Genomic DNA, 17,576 nt, shown 5'->3' on the forward strand with positions numbered 1-17,576 from the left:
CCCGCGGGGGGGGGGGGGCCCACCCCCCCCCGGGCCCCCCGCGGCTAACCCCCCCCCCCCCCAACCCCCGGCGGGGCCCGGGGGCGGCGCCCCCGCGCCCCCACGCCTGGGCGACCAGTCCGGTGGTTCCGGAACGCAGGAAGTTGAAGGTGGTGAAGACCACGTCGAATGCCAGCGCGCCGGCGGCAAGCCCGCCAAGCAGCGCGGCATCGCCGAACTGGCCGACCACCGCGGTATCCACCAGGCCGAGCAGCGGCGTGGTGAGATAGGCAAGCGTCATCGGCACCGCGATGGCGAGCACCGAGCGGTTGGTGACGGAGAACGGCCGGCTTGCAGCCGCTGACGACGCCTGATCCAGCCTTCTCTCCCAGGATGTCTTGAACGTGGGACCGATGTGGCCCAATTTCACCCTGCCACGCAACTGACATTGCGGCCCGGGCAACCGAATTGTTGCCTTGGCCCCAGGTATCGCCGCTTGCCCCTGCAGATCGTCCACCATCCCGACTATGACGCCGGCTTCGCCGTCAACCATCGGTTCCCGATGAGCAAATATCCGCTGCTGATGCAGGCGCTGATCGCGCGAGGACTGACGCAGGCGCTGCATCAGCCGGCGCCGGCGGGGCCGCACTGGCTGAAGCTCGCCCATGACGGAACCTATGTCGATCAGGTCATCGACTGCGCCGTACCTGCCGGAATCGAACGCGAGATCGGCTTCCCGGTCGGCCCGCGCGTTTCGCTGCGCGCGCAGCTTGCGGCGGCCGGCACGGTGCTGGCCGCACGTCTGGCGCTCGAACATGGCATTTCCTGCAACGCCGCCGGCGGCAGCCACCATGCCAGGCGGGCGCAGGGCGCCGGCTTCTGCACCTTCAACGATGTCGCGGTCGCTGCGCTGACGCTGATCGAGGAAAATCTCGTCGGCAATGCACTCGTAGTCGATCTCGACGTGCATCAGGGCGACGGCACCGCCGATATCCTGCGCGAAGACGAGCGCGTCTTTACCTTCTCCATGCATGGCGAGCGAAACTATCCGGTGCGCAAGATCGCATCCGACCTCGACATCGGCCTGCCTGACGGCATGGGAGACAGAGCCTATCTGGAACAGTTGGCCGATGTTCTGCCCCGGCTTTTAAGCCTGCGGCGCTGGGATCTCGTCTTCTACAATGCCGGCGTCGATGTCCATGCCGAAGACAAGCTCGGCCGGCTTTCGCTCAGCGATGCCGGCATCCGTGCCCGCGACCGGCTGGTGATCGAGACCATCCGGGCCCGCGGCGTGCCGCTGTGCGGCGTCATCGGCGGCGGCTATTCGACGGACGTGCCGACGCTCGCCGCGCGCCACGCCATCCTGTTCGAGGAGGCAGCGGTCGCGGCCTAAGCCAGTTCAGGGTGCCAGAAACACCCTGCCGTTATTTGCGATAGCTTGCCAGCCTGAGCAGGATGAAGGCCGGGATGACGATCGCCGCGCCGAGCAGGATATAGCCGACGAAACGGTCGACGGCCCGGAAGCCGAGATTCCACAGATCAACGAAGAAGTTGCGGATGCCATAGATCACGTCGAGCGGCGACCAGCCGAACGCGCTCATGACGATGCCGACAAGAAACGACACAACGAGCAGTTTCAAAAGCACCTTGAGCGGCGTGTCGCCAAGAAAACGGGTCAATGCGGACAAGGCTCTTCTCCCTCGAAGTTCCTCAAGTCAGATACGCGCTCACAGCGCGCGCTTCAAGTTGCGGCTTTGTCGTTGCAGGGAGTGCTGGGGCCATGCTAACGAGGCGGCGCGCGGGTATGATGTAATGGTAGCCTGTCAGCTTCCCAAGCTGAACGCGCGGGTTCGATTCCCGCTACCCGCTCCAGCTTGATTTACTGCGCCCCGCCACTATCCTCATCGTGGCTTCCCCATTTCGACCCGGACGCCGGGTTTTTGCATGCCAACCAGAAGAGACTTCGACGGGCTCATGAGGGCCGTCTGCGTGGGCTATGGCTGCTGCGGAAGCCTGCAGGACGGAGGCTTTAGCATGTCACCGACTTCTTTCCGGAGCGTGGAAAGGTAACGGCTGAACAGTTCGTTGACTGGCTTTTCCTGGCAGAAGGCGATCAAACGGATCGCAGTCCGTTCGCGATGCTGATGCGCGAGAAAATCCGAAGCTGCTTCATTGGCTACATGGGCTCGGATGTCGTCAATGCTCGAAAGCTACACCATCTCAGAGACCAGGCGCTCAGGTCGCGTCCGAAACGGCGTTGAGGAATCCTGCTCTTTGCGGGCGAAAATCGCGCATCGGGAATTGTTCCGCTCGATTAGCTACGCGTTCAGCATTTCTCTTTTGATCAGATCGTCGATCGGATCGATTTCCAGATCGTCCCGCGCAATGACCATGATCTTTTCGTCATGGCCATTGTCTGCGGTGAAGTATCTCACGAGCATGAAGTCTCGATCGTTGCTCATGGTGTCGAGCACCTTGCGATAATCAATGCTAAATAATCCGCTGGCATCCGCAGCCCATCCTTGAGCTCTGATAGCAATGTCCGCGAGTGTGCTTCTCGACAGGACAATACAGGACTGCAGGTAGTTCTGTGCAATCATGAAAAGCCCCTCCTTGACAAAGCTCTCAACCGCGATGGTCGCCCAAAGTCGGCTTTTGTCTCCATCGAAAACGCTTTCCCCCTGTATTGTCGCGGCAACTGGCAACCCTGTGCCTCCGAGAATACCTTTTCGTTTTCTGAAAGCCGAACGCGCCTCGACTGAATGGTTACAATAGAAAACGAATTGCGACAGGCCACTCAAACGCGAGAGCCCATCAACTATTCTGGACGGTAATTCGGGCGGGTTTTCCGAGAGATCATATTGAGCTTCGGTTCGCAGATGCCAGATGTTCAGGTTGATTCCGAGCGGAATGTCGGCGCCCAAACGTGATGCTTTGACGGGAATGTTGCTGCCGCCGGGATAGGTCTTCAATTTTCATCGCTCCCAGTGCAAACTCATCCAAAAAGAGATTATCGATCCCTGTCCTGTCATAAACATAGAATTGGTCTTGGCGGTTTTGTCCATGTCACCGGCTTCTTTCCGGAGAGAGGAACGGTAACAGCTGAACAGTTCGTTGACTGGCTTTTCCTGGCAGAAGGCGATCAAACGGATCGCAGTCCGTTCGCGATGCTGATGCGCGAGAAAATCCGAAGCTGCTTCATTGGCTACATGGGCTCGGATGTCGTCAATGCTCGAAAGCTGCGCGATCTCAAAGAGAGCTGGCGTGCAGTGGCGCCCAAGTCGAAACGTCGTTGAGCCTGCAGCGCAGTGATAGGTCGAGTTCATCTACGCCCCAAACTGCAATCGGCATCTGAGGCACCGTTGCCGGTGTGCACAGCCTGGGGCCGTGCACACCATTTGGAATCAGCGCGACGAAAACGAGTATCCCAGAGCTGATCAGCCACCAAAACCGACGGTAACACCCTTGGATCGCCTGCAGGTTTCCATGGCGGATTTCAGTTTCGGGCTGTCGGTGACGGTGGCAAAGTCGAAGCGGCCTTCCTTGCTTGGGTCTGGAAAATCAGAGACGCCTTCGTCTCGCACACATTGCGCGAAGCCGAGCAACTTCGCCCGCCGTTCAGGGTCTGGGCGTTCCGATGCCCAGCCTTCCGGTGCAAGGTCGTTGCAGGCTGCGTGAGCTTTCCGAAAGGCAGGCGCAGACTGATCGTCGAGCCGCTGGCGAAGGAGGATGCGTCCTTCAGCGTCTGGATCGGGAAAGTCGGGAAAACCGTTCTTGCGCATACATTGCGCATAGGCTGCGGCTTTTTCTGTGTCCTTGGCATCTGCCAGGCTTCCCCAGATGGACAGTGCGGTGATCATCGCCGCGCTCAAAAGCAACATTTTCGTGCCAGTGCGGTTTGTGAGGGTGTTCGGCATCGTATTTCTCCAAAAAGGGTTGATGGAGATTTCAGCCTAGGGTGCCGAATGTTCTGGTGGCGTATGCGGTTTTCGATATGCGGACGATACATTCCCTTTGGTATCGAGGTGTCATGCGCGTTTTGATCGTCGAAGACGAACCCTATCTGGCCGGAGCCATCCGCGATGGTCTGCGGTTGGAAGCAATCGCTGCCGACATCGCCGGCGACGGCGACACGGCGCTGGAACTGCTCGGAATCAACGTCTACGACCTCGCCATCATCGATCGAGACATCCCCGGCCCTTCCGGCGACGAGGTTGCCAAAAGCATCGTCGCCTCAGCCAGCGGCATTCCGATCCTCATGCTGACTGCCGCAGCGCGCCTCGACGACAAGGCCTCGGGCTTCGAGATCGGCGCAGACGATTATCTTACAAAGCCTTTCGAATTCCGGGAACTCGTGCTGAGGCTCCGGGCGCTCGACCGAAGACGGGCACGCAACAGGCCACCGGTGCGGGAGATCGCAGGGCTGCGCGTGGACCCATTCCGACGCGAGGTCTATCGTGACGGTCGCTACATCGCACTGACACGCAAGCAGTTCGCGGTTCTCGAGGTTCTTGTTGCCGCCGAAGGCGGTGTCGTCAGCGCCGAGGAATTGCTGGAGCGGGCGTGGGATGAGAATGCAGACCCATTCACCAATGCGGTGCGCATCACCGTCTCTGCGTTGCGCAAACGCCTCGGCCAGCCTTGGTTGATTGATACGGTGCTCGGCGTTGGCTACCGCATCAATGCGCAACGCGACAGCTAGAGCAATTCCAGGAAAAGTGCGTAGCGGTTTTCCGTCCGGAATTGCGTAGAACAAGGATAGAGCGTCTCACCGTTTCGATGAAACGCGAGACGATCCAGCCCGGAGACGAAGCCATGGATCGAGCGCCCGGCTTGAGCGTACGCCTGAAACTCGCCTTGAGCTACGCCGCATTCCTTATGGTGGGCAGCGGCTTGCTGCTTGGCGTGGTTTGGGTTTTCCTGCTGCGGGGTTCATCTGTCAGCATATTCGTTCCCGCCCCTTCGAACCTTTTGCGTGCCTTCGACCCAACCAATTTCGGCCCGATCATATTCGGCCCGGCCGCAGTTGGCCTTGTGACATTCCTGCTGGTGTTCGGTTTGCTCGGAGGGTGGTTTCTCGCGGGGCGCATGATTGCCCCGCTGACACACATCACGCACGTAACCCGTATGGTTGCGGAAGGGTCATTGTCACACCGGATAGGGTTGCGTGGCCGTCACGACGAATTCCGCGAACTCGCCGACGCATTCGACGCCATGCTTGCGCGCATTGAAGCACACGTCGCGGGACAACAAAGGTTTGCAGCCAATGCCTCCCACGAGTTGCGCACCCCGTTGGCCATCACGCAAACCCTTCTGGATGTTGCCCGCAACGATCCGAACCGCGACGCTGGTGAACTCGTGGAGCGCCTGCATGATGTGAATGCCCGGGCGATCGACCTCACCGAGGCGCTGCTTGTGCTCAGCCGTGCAGACCAGCGCGCATTCGCCAAAGCTCCGGTCGACCTGTCTCTCATTGCGGAAGAGGCCACCGAGGCACTCCTCCTTCTGGCCGAAAGACACGGCGTCGCGATGGAAACCTCCTGCGACGAGGCTCCCTGCGTCGGCTCACATACGTTGCTTCTGCAGATGGCGACAAACCTTGTGCATAACGCGATCGTGCACAGCGGGCCAGAGGGGGCCACAGTCTGGGTCACGACCAGTGTTGGGCTCGGACATGTCTTGCTTGTCGTTGAAAATACGGGGGAAGAACTTTCCCCTCTCTCTGTTTCGACGCTTGTCGAGCCATTTCAGCGTGGAACCGGGCGCATTCAGACGAAGCACGCAGGTGTCGGCCTGGGTCTTGCGATCGTCAAAAGCATCACCGAAGCTCATGACGGCACCCTGATCCTCGCATCTCGCCCTTCCGGAGGGCTACGTGTCGAGATCCAGTTCCCTGCAGCCTGACCCTTTCACATCATGGAAAAGTCGGGGCCGGCTTGCGCCAGCCCCGACCTCAGGAACTCAGCTGGTTCTGAGCCATCCTGTTACTGCCAATATGGATCGGCCTTGTAGTAGCTGTAGGAGGCGTCGCGCGCCTTCAAACCATCATCTTCCGTCAATTCGTCGACCGAATAGGAAGGTGCTGCCCGCAACTGTTCCTTGTCGTACGGGACAACATAGCCGTTCCTGTCCTCGTCGTAGTCGAGCGAGGCCCAGGGAATGGCGTGATATTTCTCGCCGATGCCGAGAAAACCGCCGAAACCGACGATTGCAAACATGATGCCGTTCGAGGTCTTCTCGAGCATCACGTCCTCGATGTCGCCGATATGTTCGCCGGCTGTGTTGTAGACTTCCGTCCCAATGACCCGGCTGGCGCGGATGGCGTCGGTATGGCCTGTTGCAGTGGTCATCTCATTACCTCCTTCTTCGAAAGGGATGCCCTCCAAAAGAAGCCTCCCGCGCATGCGTGGTTCCATTTTTTGATGGGTATCGAAATCGTCTAGGCAAGCGCGGCCCGAAACCGCCGCAGCTCGGCAATCAGTGCTTGCGGCGCCTCTTCGGGAGCATATTCACCCGAATGCGGCAGCGTCCCCGTTTCGAGCCGCTCGACCCCTGCCTGGCGAAGTCCTTCCGCATAATCATCGAGCCCCAGCACGCCCGGGTCGGCGTCGCCGCGCAAGTACAGCACAGGGACCTGTATCGGTGCCGTCTGCGCGTTGCGCTCGGCATCTTTCTGCATGGCCCGGTACCAGTCGAAGCCTGCCTTCAGCGCTTCAGGCCGCGAGTAGCCACGCACATAGTGCTCACGGGCGTCCTCGGTCAGCCGATCCGGATTGCCTGCCATGATGTCGTAGAAAAAATCGAAATAGGCTCGCTCGCGCCCGGCAACAAGCCTCTCGGGCAAGCCCGGGACGTTGTGCAGGGCGAAATGGAAAATCCGCGGATCCGCAAGCACCTCCTCCCAGGGAGCGACACCGGGGATCACGGTGTTCATCACGACCGCGCCTTGGATGCGGGCCGGATGATCGCGTGCGCAGGCGAACGCCACCATGCCGCCGACATCGTAGCCGGCCACGAGGACGTCCTTGGCGCCAATCTGCTCGGCGGCGGTGAGGATGATATCGGCGAGAACATGTTTCTCGGCTGGCTGCGGCGAACCTTGCGAGCCACCCACACCGGGTAAATCGAACGCCAGGGCATATTGGTCCCGGCCCAGATCGCCCAGCACCTGTTCCCAGGCATAGCTGGTCTGTGGCCAACCATGCAGCAGCACCATGGCCGGCATTGACGGATCGCCCGCCTTGCGGACGGCAAGCTTCCAGTCTCCGACCTGGATGTGGGCAAGCTTGGTCAATGTGGCCTCCTTTCACCGGACGGATCACGGTGGCGGTTGCTTCGCGCAGATTTGGACACTGGTTCGGGAACGCCAGGACGCGTGTTCGGTTGCGAGCAATGTGAGTGGAGCCGACTTGCCAGGGATTTCGGCGAGCTGGCCCGCGCAAAAGTTCCACTCACATCTGCAAACCTGATCGAGCAGCACCTACGCCACTTGGAACGCGGTTTGGCATCTTCGCCCGTCAAAAGCGCCATTGCGTGAGGGCTGCGCCGGCGAAGACAAGCAGGATGCCTGCGGCTCTCTGCCAGGTGATCGGGTTGGAGGGAACGCCAAAGCCGGCAACCTGGTCGATCATGGCCGCGCCGGTCAATTGGCCGAGCACGACAAAGACAAAGAATGCGGCGACGCCGACCTTCGGCGCGACCATCAGCGCACCGATGACGAAAAGCGCGCCAACGGCCCCGCCAATCAGCACCCACCAGGGCAACTCGGCAAAGCGCGACCAGTTGATCGATGAGTGATCCAGGAAGACCCTTGCAACGCAGACCATCACCAGGCTGATCGTGATCGAGCAGAGGGCGGCCAGCAGCGGGCTTCCCAAAATGGACGCAGCCTGGGCGTTGATCGGTGGCTGCATCGAGATCAATGCGCCCAGGCCAAATGCCGCAACCAGATAGACAAGGTTCACGTCGTTCTCTCCATCGCCGGCCAACCGGTGCGATTTTGCACGAAGTCCGCTGGAGTCCGCCACCCGGTTCCCGTCAGGCTGAGCGGTTGACCGCCGAGCAGCGGTATCCTCCTGACAGAATGATGTCAGCTTGCCTCGGCTATTGTGAGCAAGTCCGATTCTTCCGTTCTGAATAACCGGACGGCGTTCTGCCTCGGCTGAACGGAATCGCACATGGGACCAGCCGCAATCCTGGATGATCGAAATGTCTGACTTGACCCTACTGAGCAAGGCGCGGCCGTTGAAGGTGGTTCCACATCTCTATGAACGCACCGTCGAACTGTATCTGAACATCCTGGATATGCAGGGCCAGGTCGAAACCGTCAGCCCGTTCCAGTTGCGCGCGCTGCTGCAGGAAGCCGAACAGGTCCTCGCAGGCCTGATCAGAAAAGAAGCCGATTCCCTGTGAACCTGGAGCGGTTCTGTTTTTAACGGAACCGCAGAAACGCTCTGAGGTTTGTTTTGGCATCATTTTTGTAACGCCAAGTGATTTCACTTGGCTACAAAATGCTCCAGCGCAGGTCTTCGCCCGCCAAGCCTCTCAATGATCGATGGCTCACTCGGCTGCCTGGACCCGACCGGCGTCGATGATGGTCCTGATCTCGGAACGGCAAGAGCCGCAATTGGTGCCTGCCCCGAGTTCCCTGCCGATGGCCTCCAGGCTGTAGCAGCCCGCGGCCACGGCATCGGCCAACTGGTTCACGCCCACATTGAAGCAGGAGCAGACGATGCGCCCGGTCGTCGGCAATGCAGCCGGCGAGCGGCCGGAAAGCAATGCATGGCGGTCGGCGGATGTGAGCTGCGCCCGGCTGCCGAGCAGGGAAACCAGCCAGTCGCGCGCCGGCAGCTGTCCCGGTTGGGCAACCAGCAGCGCCTCGGCGAGCGCGCCATTTTCGTCCACGGCAGCGGCACGATAGGCCAGGCCCTTGCGGTCGCGATACTCGACCAGGTGATCCGGGCTGGCGAGCAATCCCCTAGCCAGCAGGATGCCCTGGTCCGGCGTCTCGGTGCCGCCGAGTTCATAGACCCAGCCACCGGCAACGGCGTGCCGGCTCCAGTGAACGAAGCCGGTCGGCCTCAGATTGCGACGGGTGATCAGCACCCCGGCCCAGGCGACCTCCTCACGCATGATGCGCAGCGGCACATTCTTCAGTTCCGGCTGGCCGGAATGCGGATCGGTGATCGGCGCCGCCAGTGTCCCTGCCCCTGAATTGGCCGCGAAATGGCCGCTCCAATGCATGGGCAGGAAAGCCTGGCCAGGCCGCTGTGCCTCGGTGACGCGGACCCTGGCGCGGGAGAAACCATAACGCGTCGACAGATGCGCGAGATCGCCATCGGCCAGTCCGTAAGCCGCGGCGTCATGCGGGTTGAGGTCGACCATCGGCTCCGGTGTGTTCGCCATCAGCCGCGGCACCGCGCCGGTCCGGGTCATGGTGTGCCACTGGTCGCGCAGGCGGCCTGTATTGAGCGCGAGCGGATACTCGGAGGTGGCCGCAAGTGCTACGCCTTCCTGCCGCACGGCAATGAAGCGCGCGCGGCCGTCGGGGGTCGGGAACCTGCCGTCACCCAGCAGACGACCTGCCTGCCGCCGGCTTCGCGCCGGCCAGAGCCGAGGCTGGAAAGCCTCGTAGTCCTCGTCCGACAAATCGGCAAGCGCGCCGAGATCAAACAGCCGCTCGCCTTTGTTCTCGAAAGCCGAAAGTGCCGCATGCTCACGGAAGATCGCGGCAGGATTCACGAAATCGAAGGCCGTACCAAAGCCCATGCGGATAGCGACATCGCAGATGATGCGCCAGTCGGGCCGCACCTCGCCCGGCATGGCCAGGAACGGTCGCTGCCGCGAAAGCCGGCGCTCGGAATTGGTCACCATGCCGTCCTTCTCGCCCCAGGCCGCGGCGGGCAGAAGCACGTCGGCGAAACGGGTGGTATCGGTGCGCGTCACGTCGGAGACAACGACGAAATCGCAGGCCTTCAGCGCGCCGCGCACACGACCGGCATCCGGCATGGAGACGGCCGGATTGGTGCCCATGATCCAAAGTGCCTTGACCTTGCCCTCACCGACCGCTCGGAACATATCGACCGCCTTCAGCCCGGGCCTTGTCGCAATCTCCGGCGCGTTCCAGAAGCGCGCGACACGGTCGACATCGCCCCCATTGTCGAAATTCATATGGGCGGCAAGCTGGTTGGCCAGTCCCCCCACCTCGCGGCCGCCCATCGCGTTCGGCTGTCCGGTCACGGAGAACGGCCCCATGCCGGGCCTGCCGATCCGGCCGGTCGCGAGATGGCAATTGATGATGGCATTGACCTTGTCGGTGCCATGCGCCGACTGGTTCACGCCCTGGCTGTAAACGGTGACCACCCGCTCGGTGACCGAGAAGAGCTCATAGAAAAAGCGGATATCGGCCGGCGCCAGGCCGCACCCCTTCGCCACATGCTCGACGCCCGGCGCATCGGCCGCGGCCAGCGCCACGGCCTGATCGAAGCCTGCCGTGCTCGCGGCGATATAGTCCCTGTCCAGCACGCCGGCGCGCGCAAGATGCGCGAGCAGCCCGTTGAATAGAAGCACATCGGTACCGGGGTCGAGCGCCAGATGCAGGTCGCATTCATCGGCTGTCGCCGTGCGGCGCGGGTCGATCACCACGATACGCGTGCCGCGGGCTTTGCGGGCGGCCAGCAGGCGCTGGTAGAGGACCGGGTGGCACCAGGCGGTGTTCGAACCGGTGAGCACGACCAGATCGGCTTCGTCGAAATCCTCGTAGATCCCGGGCACGACATCCTCACCGAAGGCGCGGCGATGGCCGGCAACGGACGACGCCATGCACAGCCTGGAATTGGTGTCGATGTTGGCCGAGCCGATGAAGCCCTTCATCAGCTTGTTGGCGACGTAATAGTCCTCGGTCAGCAATTGCCCGGAAATGTAAAAGGCGACCGAATCCGGCCCATGCTCGGCGATGGTGTCCTGGAAGCGTCGGGCGACGCGGTCGAGTGCCGCATCCCAATCCGTCCGCCTGCCGTCGATTTCCGGATGGAGCAGCCGGCCGTCAAGGCCTATGGTCTCGCCAAGCGCCGATCCTTTCGAGCACAGCTTGCCGCGATTGGCCGGATGGCCGGGATCGCCACGGACGGAAGCCTCGCCATCGGGGGCGACATCCGCTCTTACGCCGCAGCCCACCCCGCAATAGGGGCAGGTGGTGCTCACTTCTGTGCTGCCCATGCCGGCGTTCACTCCGCCGCCTGCAACAGTGCGCCGAGCGCGATCGCGATGCGCCCGTCTTCGATGCGCACCGGGATCGTTTTCACCGACCCCTCATCCGCGCCGAGCGCCTTGCCGGTCTCGAGCGAAAACACCCAGTTGTGCAGCGGGCAGGTCACGGCGGCGCCGTGCACGATGCCCTGGCTGAGCGGCCCGCCCTTGTGCGGGCAGTGGTCCTCGATGGCGAAGACCCGATCGTCATGCGTGCGGAAGATGCCGATCCTGCCGTTCGGCGTCTTCACGCAGCGCGCGCCACGCAGCGGAATGTCGTCGAGCGTGCCAATGTCCAACCAATCCATCATGCTCACTCCGCAGCAACCCGGAAATCCGTCTCGGCCATCGGCTGAAACTCGTGCTTGTCCTTGCCGGAGACGCGCTCGGACCACGGGTCGACCTGCGCGAATTTCTGGCTGAAGACGAAGCGTTCGAAATAGGCCTTCCGGCGATCGGGATCGGCCATGATCTGGCGGCGGATCTCGTCGAGGCCGACGCGTTTTGCCCATTTGTAGATGCGCTCGAGATAGCGCGCCTGTTCGCGGTACATCTGGACAAGCGCCACGATCGCCTCCAGCGCCTCGTCCTCCGTGCGGACCAGGCCGAGGACCTCGGTGCCCTTGATGTCGAGGCCGGCAGCACCCGCGAAGTGGATCTCGTAGCCGGAGTCCACGCAGATCACGCCGACATCCTTGCAGGTCGCTTCGGCGCAATTGCGCGGACAGCCGGAGACCGCCATCTTGACCTTGGCCGGCGTCCACGAACCCCACATGAACTTCTCGATGCGGATGCCGAGGCCGGTCGAATCCTGCGTACCGAAGCGGCACCAGTCGGTGCCGACACAGGTCTTCACCGTGCGCAGCCCCTTGGCATAGGCATGACCCGAGACGAAGCCGGCCTGGCCAAGGTCGGCCCACACCGCCGGCAGGTCTTCTTTCCTGATGCCCAGCATGTCGATGCGCTGGCCGCCGGTGACTTTCACCGTGGGAATGGCGAACTTGTCGACCACATCGGCAATGGCGCGCAGCTCTGCCGCCGAAGTGACCCCGCCCCACATGCGCGGCACCACCGAATAGGTGCCATCCTTTTGGATGTTGGCGTGGACGCGTTCGTTGATGAAGCGGGACTGGTAGTCGTCGGCATAGTCGCCCGGCCAGCCGGCAACGAGATAATAGTTGAGCGCCGGCCGGCATTTGGCGCAGCCGCAGGAGGTCTTCCACTCCAGCTCCTGCATGACCGCAGGGATTGTCTTCAGGCCTTTCGCCTTGATCAGCCGGCGCACCTCGTCATGGCCGAGCTCGGTGCAGGTGCACATCGGCTGCACCGAGGCCGGATTGTAGGAATCGCCCAGCGTGAGCGCCATGACCTTTTCGACCAGGCCGGTACAGGAGCCGCACGAGGCCGAAGCCTTGGTATGGGCGCGTACGTCGTCCAGCGATGTAAGGCCTTTTTCCGTGATCGTGGAAACGATCTTTCCCTTGCAGACGCCGTTGCAGCCGCAGATTTCCGCATCATCCGCCAGGGCCGCAACGGCCGCCAGAGGGTCCGCCGAAGCGCCTCCCTGGAACGCCTGCCCGAAGATCAGCGTGTCGCGCATCTCCGAGATGTCGACTTCTTTCTTCTTCAGATCGTTGAACCAGGCGCCGTCCGCCGTCTCGCCGAAAAGCACGGTGCCGATGATCCGGTTGTCCTGCAGGATCACGCGTTTGTAGATGCCCGCCGCGGCATCGCGCAGGATGATCTCCTCGCGGTCCTCGCCATCGGCGAAATCGCCGATCGAATAGAGGTCGATGCCGGTGACCTTGAGCTTGGTCGGCGTGTCGGAATGCACGAAGCGCCTGTCGCCGGCACCGGCAAGCTTGGCCGCCATCACCTTGGCCATTTCATAGAGCGGCGCGACAAGGCCGTAGACGCGACCATCCACCTCGACGCATTCGCCGAGCGCGAAGATATCGGGATCGGAGGTCTGCATGCGGTCGTCGGTGATGATGCCGCGATTGACCTCGAGCCCTGCCTCTTTGGCGAGGCCGACATTCGGCCGGATGCCGACAGCCATCACCACCAGCGTGGCCGGGATGATTTCGCCGGTGTCGAGTTCGACGCCCTGCACCTTGCCGTCGCCGACGATCTGCCTGGTGTTTGCCTTGGTCCTGACCGTGATGCCGCGCGCCTCCAACTGCTTCTGCAGCAGGTAGCCGGCGGCCGGGTCGAGTTGACGTTCCATCAGCGTGGGCATGACATGCAGCACGGTGACATCCATGCCGCGTTCCTTGAGGCCGGCTGCTGCTTCCAGCCCGAGCAGGCCACCGCCGATCACCACCGCCCTGTCGCGTGACTGGGCGGCGAGAAGCATCGCGCCGACATCGTCGAGATCGCGATAGGAAAGCACACCCGGCAACTCCTTGCCCGGCACAGGGATGATGAAAGGCACCGAACCGGTGGCGATGACCAGCTTGTCGTAGGGCTCCGTCACGCCCTTGTCGGACGTGACCGTGCGGGCTTCCCGATCGATGGCGACGATCTTGTGGCCCTTGTAGAGCATGATGCCGTGCTTGATGTACCAGCCATCGCCGTGGATGACGATTTCCTCATACGCCTTCTCGCCCGACAGGACCGGCGACAGCATGATGCGGTCGTAGTTCACGCGCGGCTCGGCGTTGAAGATTGTGATCCGGTAGCGATCGGGCGCGGCTTCGAGCAGGTGCTCCAGCATGCGCCCCGGGGCCATGCCGTTGCCGATGATGACGAGTTTCTCTGTCATGGTTCCTGGCCTTCGTTATTCGGCTGGGGTGACGGCGGCCTGCTCGGCCAGTGCACGGGCCTGCTCCATGCGCAGGATGGCGAGATGCATCCAGCCAAGGCAGGCGGCGACGATAACGAAGAGCAGCATGAAGCAGCTCGACCAGACATCGGTCAGGTCGTTGAGTGCGCCGAAGGCAATCGGCAGGAAAAAGCCGCCGAGGCCGCCGATCATGCCGACAAGGCCACCGACGGCGCCGACATTGTGGGGATAGTAGACGGGGATGTGCTTGTAGACCGCGGCCTTGCCAACGGCCATGAAGAAACCGAGCACGAAGGCCACGGCGATGAAGGCGACCCAACCAATCTCGAAATGGAAGGAAACCGGGCCGCTGATGCCGCGCACCGTGAAATCGGCTGCCGGCAAGGCCAGCACCGCGCAGCATACTGCCGAGACGGCGAAGGTCCAGTAGAGCACCATACGCGCGCCGATCCTGTCCGACAGCACGCCGCCATAGGCGCGGAAGATCGAGGCGGGGATCGAATAGGCCGCCCCGACCATACCGGCCGTAGCGATGTCGAAGCCATAGACACCGATCAGGTAGCGCGGCAGCCAGAGCGCCAGTGCGACGAAGCCGCCGAAGACGAAGAAATAGTAAAGCGCGAAGCGCCAGACGCGGATGTCCTTCAACGGTGAGAATTCGGAAAGGAAGCTGCGCGGCTGGCCGGCGCCGGCAATGCGGCGTTGACGGATCACCGGATCATCCTCGGTCGTGAACCAGAAGATGCAAGCCATGAAGCCGAGCACACACGCCCAGATGATCGCCACATCCTGCCATCCCAGCGCCAGCATGACGAAGGGCGCCAGGAACTTCGTAACCGCGGCGCCGACATTGCCGACGCCGAAGATGCCGAGCGCGGTGCCCTGCTTTTCGGCAGGGAAGAAGCGCGAGACATAGGCAACACCGACGGCGAAGGACCCACCTGCCAGGCCGACGCCGAGAGCCGCAATCAGCATCTGCGGATAGGTTTGCGCGAAAGCCAGCAGGAAGGTAGCGAGTGCAGCCGCCAGCATGGTGGCCGTGTAAACCAGGCGGCCGCCGAAACGATCGGTCCACACGCCGAGCACGATCCGGACAAGCGAGCCCGACAGGATCGGCGTGCCGACAAGCAGGCCGAACTCGGTCTCGGAGAGCCCGAGATCCTGCTTGATGCGGATGCCGATGATCGAAAAGATCGTCCACACGGCAAAGCACACCGTGAACGACAGCGTGGATAGGGTTAGCGCATGCGTGGCTGCCGGATCCCGGCCCTGTCGTGAAGATACGCCCATTGTTCGCTCCGTATTCGGCTCCAAAGCCGTTGCGCGGCTGAAAACAAAAAGGCTGCCGAACAGGTCGCCCCGCGTCCGTACATCCGGGATCGCGTGGTGACCTGAACGGCAGCCTTGCCTGGTGCGCCCATCATTGGACGCAGATTTCGTGGCCCAGCCCCGGGCCCCGTTTGTTACGATGCAGGATGCGTGCCAGTTTTGGCTGGCGGCGTTTTATGCAATGGAAACAATACCATTCAGCGTTTTCGGCCTGAATCGGCGTCAGTCAGCGCTGGCAAAACTTCCGGCAGACGACATATCGCACTGCACAAAAATAATGCAGCGCGAAAATTGCCTATGCTTTCAACCTGGCAGCCAGTTGGTGCCGGATATAGCCGTCGACATGCTCTGGATCGAACACCTGTCCGTCGAAGAAACCGTCCGGTCCGAGCACGAGGCTGGCGCCGGCCGAACCGACCGGCGTCTCCATGACCAGCGCGCCTTCGACCTTGGCATTGGCACCCGGCAGCGCCACGCCGAGATCGCCCAGAGCCTGCCGGTAGAGATCGGGACGATAGGTTTCACGCGCGATCGTTTCGTTGGCCGGATTCGCCTCGACCTGCCCCCAGCGCACCATCTGGCTGTAGAACCAGAGCGCATGGCTCTTCCACGGGAAGGTGGCAGCCTTGGCATGCGGCACGAAGAAGTCCGCTGTCGCGACCTCGCCACCATCGCCGGTCCGGATCAATCCGCCAAGCGCCGGCTTCAGCCATTCGACAGGGCAGTCTACATAGGCGGGTCCTGCCATCAACTCCGCCAGCTCGCCATGGTTGTCGCTGTCGCCGCACCATACGGCGGCGCGGTAGAGCGCCCGCAACAGCGCCGACAATGCCTTGGGCTCGGCCTCCCCCCACTCTGCCGCGACACCCAGCACCTTTTCCGGGCTGGAGCGCCATATCCCGGCCTTGGTGGTAACGATGCGGCCGACCCCTTTCGCCACCGCCGCCGTGTTCCAGGGTTCGCCGACGCAATAACCGTCGATGCGCCTGGCGCCGAGCGCGTCGGCCATGAAGGAGGGCGGCACGATGACAATCTCGATATCGCGTTCAGGATCCACACCGCTGGCCGCCAGCCAGTAGCGCAATTCGTAGTTATGGCCGGAATGCGGATGGACGACGCCGAAGCGCAGCGGCACATCGCCAGCGGCCGTCCGGCGCGCCACGACGGCCGCCAGCGCCTTCCCGGTGGAACGGGGGTCCAGATCCGGCGATGCCCCTTGCGCCAGCATCTCCTCCCACAGCGCGCGCGAAACCGTGACGGCATTGCCGCCGAGACCGAGCGCCATCGGCGCGATGGTGCGGGCCGCGAGCGGCGTCAGGCCGAGATTGCAGGCGATCGGCATCGGCGCCAGCATATGCGCGACGTTGAAATGCCCGACGGCGAGGCGATCGCGGATGCTGGCCCAGGAATTCTCGCGGGTGAGAGCGAGAGCGACGCCTTCGTCGGCCGCGAAGCCCAGCTCGCGCGCGACAACCAGCAAGGCGCTGTCGAGCAATGGCAGGAAGCCGGCGGATATCTGATGGGCCTGGCTCATTGATCGTCTCCAGCACCCAGCAGGCCGGCAGCGGTGACCAGGCTCTGCGCCACGTCCCCGATCCTGCGATTCTGGTTCATCGCGGTCTTGCGCAGCAGAGCGTAGGCCTCCTGCTCGGAGAGTCCGCGCGATTTCATGAGGATGCCTTTGGCGCGCTCGACCGTCTTGCGGCTTTCCAGCTCCGTGCGCGCTTCCTCGAGTTCGCGCTCCATGCGCGAAAACGCGTTGAACCGGCTGATCGCCATGTCGAGGATCGGCTTGACCCGCTCCTTCTTCAGGCCGTCGACGACATAGGCCGAAACGCCAGCATCCACCGCCGCCTCGATCGAGGCGGTGTCGGAGCGGTCGACGAACATGGCGATGGGCCGCTTCACCGCACGCGAGAGCTGGAACATGTTTTCCAGCATGTCGCGATTGGGATTCTCGATATCGATGACGATCACGTCTGGCTGCAACGCCGCGATGCGGGCGGCGATGCCGGTTACGTCATCGACCAGCGTCACTTCCATATGGCCGGCCTCGCGCAATCCAGCTTCGATGATCGCCGCACGGATGCGGTTCTCATCGATGACAAGGATGCGGAGCGCGCTGGAAAGCATGCTGCACTTTTGCCCTGCATTTGCTGCAATGCAACAGAAATAGAAGCAGTTGGTTACGCAAGCTTCGTCGGGCAAGACATCGCAGGAGAACCCCGGCGTTGCG

Annotated in this window: 18 protein-coding genes and 1 tRNA gene; 5 read left to right on the forward strand and 14 right to left on the reverse strand. The window is 62.5% G+C overall.

Features of this window, described 5'->3' with window-relative positions; genetic code table 11:
• A partial coding sequence (locus tag L4923_RS21550; protein ID WP_275448518.1) for an MATE family efflux transporter occupies positions 1 to 358 on the reverse strand: 358 nt, incomplete at its 3' end.
• A gap of 117 nt (positions 359 to 475) precedes the next feature.
• Between L4923_RS21550 and L4923_RS21555 the strand changes: the two genes are divergently transcribed.
• Positions 476 to 1,372 (forward strand): histone deacetylase family protein, encoded by an 897-nt coding sequence (locus L4923_RS21555; protein WP_239368957.1) that lies wholly within the window; start codon positions 476 to 478, stop codon positions 1,370 to 1,372.
• 31 nt (positions 1,373 to 1,403) lie between these two features.
• On the opposite strand, the gene L4923_RS21560 is transcribed toward L4923_RS21555, so the two are convergent.
• Positions 1,404 to 1,667 carry a DUF6460 domain-containing protein gene (locus L4923_RS21560; protein WP_239368959.1) on the reverse strand — a complete coding sequence of 88 codons (264 nt, stop codon included), beginning with the start codon at positions 1,665 to 1,667 and terminating at the stop codon, positions 1,404 to 1,406.
• A 110-nt stretch (positions 1,668 to 1,777) separates the two neighbouring features.
• On the opposite strand from L4923_RS21560, the gene L4923_RS21565 reads away from it, so the two are divergent.
• Positions 1,778 to 1,851, forward strand: a tRNA-Gly gene (locus L4923_RS21565).
• Between the two features lie 446 nt (positions 1,852 to 2,297).
• Here the strand turns inward: L4923_RS21565 and L4923_RS21570 are convergent.
• From L4923_RS21570 to L4923_RS21580, 3 genes are all read right to left on the reverse strand, one after another.
• Positions 2,298 to 2,951: a hypothetical protein gene (locus tag L4923_RS21570; RefSeq protein WP_239368961.1), complete on the reverse strand. Its 654-nt coding sequence runs from the start codon at positions 2,949 to 2,951 to the stop codon at positions 2,298 to 2,300.
• A gap of 3 nt (positions 2,952 to 2,954) precedes the next feature.
• Positions 2,955 to 3,305: a hypothetical protein gene (locus L4923_RS21575; RefSeq protein WP_239368963.1), complete on the reverse strand. Its 351-nt coding sequence runs from the start codon at positions 3,303 to 3,305 to the stop codon at positions 2,955 to 2,957.
• 111 nt (positions 3,306 to 3,416) lie between these two features.
• The gene (locus L4923_RS21580; RefSeq protein WP_239368965.1) at positions 3,417 to 3,896 is read right to left on the reverse strand and encodes a hypothetical protein; all 480 of its coding nucleotides are present in this window, start codon (positions 3,894 to 3,896) and stop codon (positions 3,417 to 3,419) included.
• A 113-nt stretch (positions 3,897 to 4,009) separates the two neighbouring features.
• On the opposite strand from L4923_RS21580, the gene L4923_RS21585 reads away from it, so the two are divergent.
• Together L4923_RS21585 and L4923_RS21590 are read left to right on the forward strand one after the other, a co-directional pair.
• Positions 4,010 to 4,681: a response regulator transcription factor gene (locus L4923_RS21585; RefSeq protein WP_239368967.1), complete on the forward strand. Its 672-nt coding sequence runs from the start codon at positions 4,010 to 4,012 to the stop codon at positions 4,679 to 4,681.
• A 191-nt stretch (positions 4,682 to 4,872) separates the two neighbouring features.
• On the forward strand, positions 4,873 to 5,883 hold the full coding sequence (locus L4923_RS21590) for a sensor histidine kinase (protein ID WP_275448515.1): 1,011 nt from the start codon (positions 4,873 to 4,875) through the stop codon (positions 5,881 to 5,883).
• An 80-nt stretch (positions 5,884 to 5,963) separates the two neighbouring features.
• On the opposite strand, the gene L4923_RS21595 is transcribed toward L4923_RS21590, so the two are convergent.
• The 3 genes from L4923_RS21595 to L4923_RS21605 all read right to left on the reverse strand — a co-directional run bounded on the left by L4923_RS21595 (position 5,964) and on the right by L4923_RS21605 (position 7,943).
• Complete coding sequence (locus L4923_RS21595; protein WP_239368971.1) at positions 5,964 to 6,329, reverse strand: PRC-barrel domain-containing protein; 366 nt, start codon at positions 6,327 to 6,329, stop codon at positions 5,964 to 5,966.
• Positions 6,330 to 6,418: 89 nt separating this feature from the next.
• Positions 6,419 to 7,273 (reverse strand): alpha/beta fold hydrolase, encoded by an 855-nt coding sequence (locus L4923_RS21600; protein WP_239368973.1) that lies wholly within the window; start codon positions 7,271 to 7,273, stop codon positions 6,419 to 6,421.
• A gap of 223 nt (positions 7,274 to 7,496) precedes the next feature.
• The gene (locus L4923_RS21605; protein WP_239368975.1) at positions 7,497 to 7,943 is read right to left on the reverse strand and encodes a DMT family transporter; all 447 of its coding nucleotides are present in this window, start codon (positions 7,941 to 7,943) and stop codon (positions 7,497 to 7,499) included.
• Between the two features lie 244 nt (positions 7,944 to 8,187).
• Here L4923_RS21605 and L4923_RS21610 point away from each other — a divergent pair, with 244 nt between their 5' ends.
• Positions 8,188 to 8,391, forward strand: coding sequence for a hypothetical protein (locus L4923_RS21610; protein WP_239368977.1), 204 nt, complete (start codon positions 8,188 to 8,190; stop codon positions 8,389 to 8,391).
• 147 nt (positions 8,392 to 8,538) lie between these two features.
• On the opposite strand, the gene L4923_RS21615 is transcribed toward L4923_RS21610, so the two are convergent.
• The 6 genes from L4923_RS21615 to L4923_RS21640 all read right to left on the reverse strand — a co-directional run bounded on the left by L4923_RS21615 (position 8,539) and on the right by L4923_RS21640 (position 17,473).
• Positions 8,539 to 11,196, reverse strand: coding sequence for a nitrate reductase (locus L4923_RS21615; RefSeq protein WP_239368979.1), 2,658 nt, complete (start codon positions 11,194 to 11,196; stop codon positions 8,539 to 8,541).
• An 8-nt stretch (positions 11,197 to 11,204) separates the two neighbouring features.
• Positions 11,205 to 11,534, reverse strand: a complete 330-nt coding sequence (nirD, locus tag L4923_RS21620) for a nitrite reductase small subunit NirD (RefSeq protein WP_239369089.1) — start codon at positions 11,532 to 11,534, stop codon at positions 11,205 to 11,207.
• A 5-nt stretch (positions 11,535 to 11,539) separates the two neighbouring features.
• Positions 11,540 to 13,990, reverse strand: a complete 2,451-nt coding sequence (nirB, locus tag L4923_RS21625) for a nitrite reductase large subunit NirB (protein ID WP_239368981.1) — start codon at positions 13,988 to 13,990, stop codon at positions 11,540 to 11,542.
• Positions 13,991 to 14,005: 15 nt separating this feature from the next.
• Complete coding sequence (locus L4923_RS21630; protein WP_239368983.1) at positions 14,006 to 15,301, reverse strand: MFS transporter; 1,296 nt, start codon at positions 15,299 to 15,301, stop codon at positions 14,006 to 14,008.
• Positions 15,302 to 15,635: 334 nt separating this feature from the next.
• A complete protein-coding gene (locus L4923_RS21635; protein WP_239368985.1) occupies positions 15,636 to 16,874 on the reverse strand; it encodes a CmpA/NrtA family ABC transporter substrate-binding protein in 1,239 nt (412 codons plus the stop codon).
• Positions 16,871 to 17,473 carry an ANTAR domain-containing response regulator gene (locus L4923_RS21640; protein WP_239368987.1) on the reverse strand — a complete coding sequence of 201 codons (603 nt, stop codon included), beginning with the start codon at positions 17,471 to 17,473 and terminating at the stop codon, positions 16,871 to 16,873. The genes L4923_RS21635 and L4923_RS21640 overlap by 4 nt, the downstream gene beginning before the upstream one ends.
• Positions 17,474 to 17,576 lie beyond the last annotated feature (103 nt).

Source organism: Terribium retamae (genome assembly GCF_022347545.1).
Lineage (GTDB): Bacteria > Pseudomonadota > Alphaproteobacteria > Rhizobiales > Rhizobiaceae > Mesorhizobium > Mesorhizobium retamae.

Excerpts from the sequence above, each read along its gene's own strand:
- L4923_RS21580 (WP_239368965.1), bottom strand. The coding sequence starts at position 3,896 with ATGCCGAACACCCTCACAAACCGCACTGGCACGAAAATGTTGCTTTTG.
- L4923_RS21595 (WP_239368971.1), bottom strand. The coding sequence starts at position 6,329 with ATGACCACTGCAACAGGCCATACCGACGCCATCCGCGCCAGCCGGGTC.
- nirB (WP_239368981.1), bottom strand. The coding sequence starts at position 13,990 with ATGACAGAGAAACTCGTCATCATCGGCAACGGCATGGCCCCGGGGCGC.
- L4923_RS21585 (WP_239368967.1), top strand. The coding sequence starts at position 4,010 with ATGCGCGTTTTGATCGTCGAAGACGAACCCTATCTGGCCGGAGCCATC.
- L4923_RS21640 (WP_239368987.1), bottom strand. The coding sequence starts at position 17,473 with ATGCTTTCCAGCGCGCTCCGCATCCTTGTCATCGATGAGAACCGCATC.
- L4923_RS21630 (WP_239368983.1), bottom strand. The coding sequence starts at position 15,301 with ATGGGCGTATCTTCACGACAGGGCCGGGATCCGGCAGCCACGCATGCG.
- nirD (WP_239369089.1), bottom strand. The coding sequence starts at position 11,534 with ATGGATTGGTTGGACATTGGCACGCTCGACGACATTCCGCTGCGTGGC.
- L4923_RS21610 (WP_239368977.1), top strand. The coding sequence starts at position 8,188 with ATGTCTGACTTGACCCTACTGAGCAAGGCGCGGCCGTTGAAGGTGGTT.
- L4923_RS21635 (WP_239368985.1), bottom strand. The coding sequence starts at position 16,874 with ATGAGCCAGGCCCATCAGATATCCGCCGGCTTCCTGCCATTGCTCGAC.
- L4923_RS21575 (WP_239368963.1), bottom strand. The coding sequence starts at position 3,305 with ATGAACTCGACCTATCACTGCGCTGCAGGCTCAACGACGTTTCGACTT.
- L4923_RS21615 (WP_239368979.1), bottom strand. The coding sequence starts at position 11,196 with ATGGGCAGCACAGAAGTGAGCACCACCTGCCCCTATTGCGGGGTGGGC.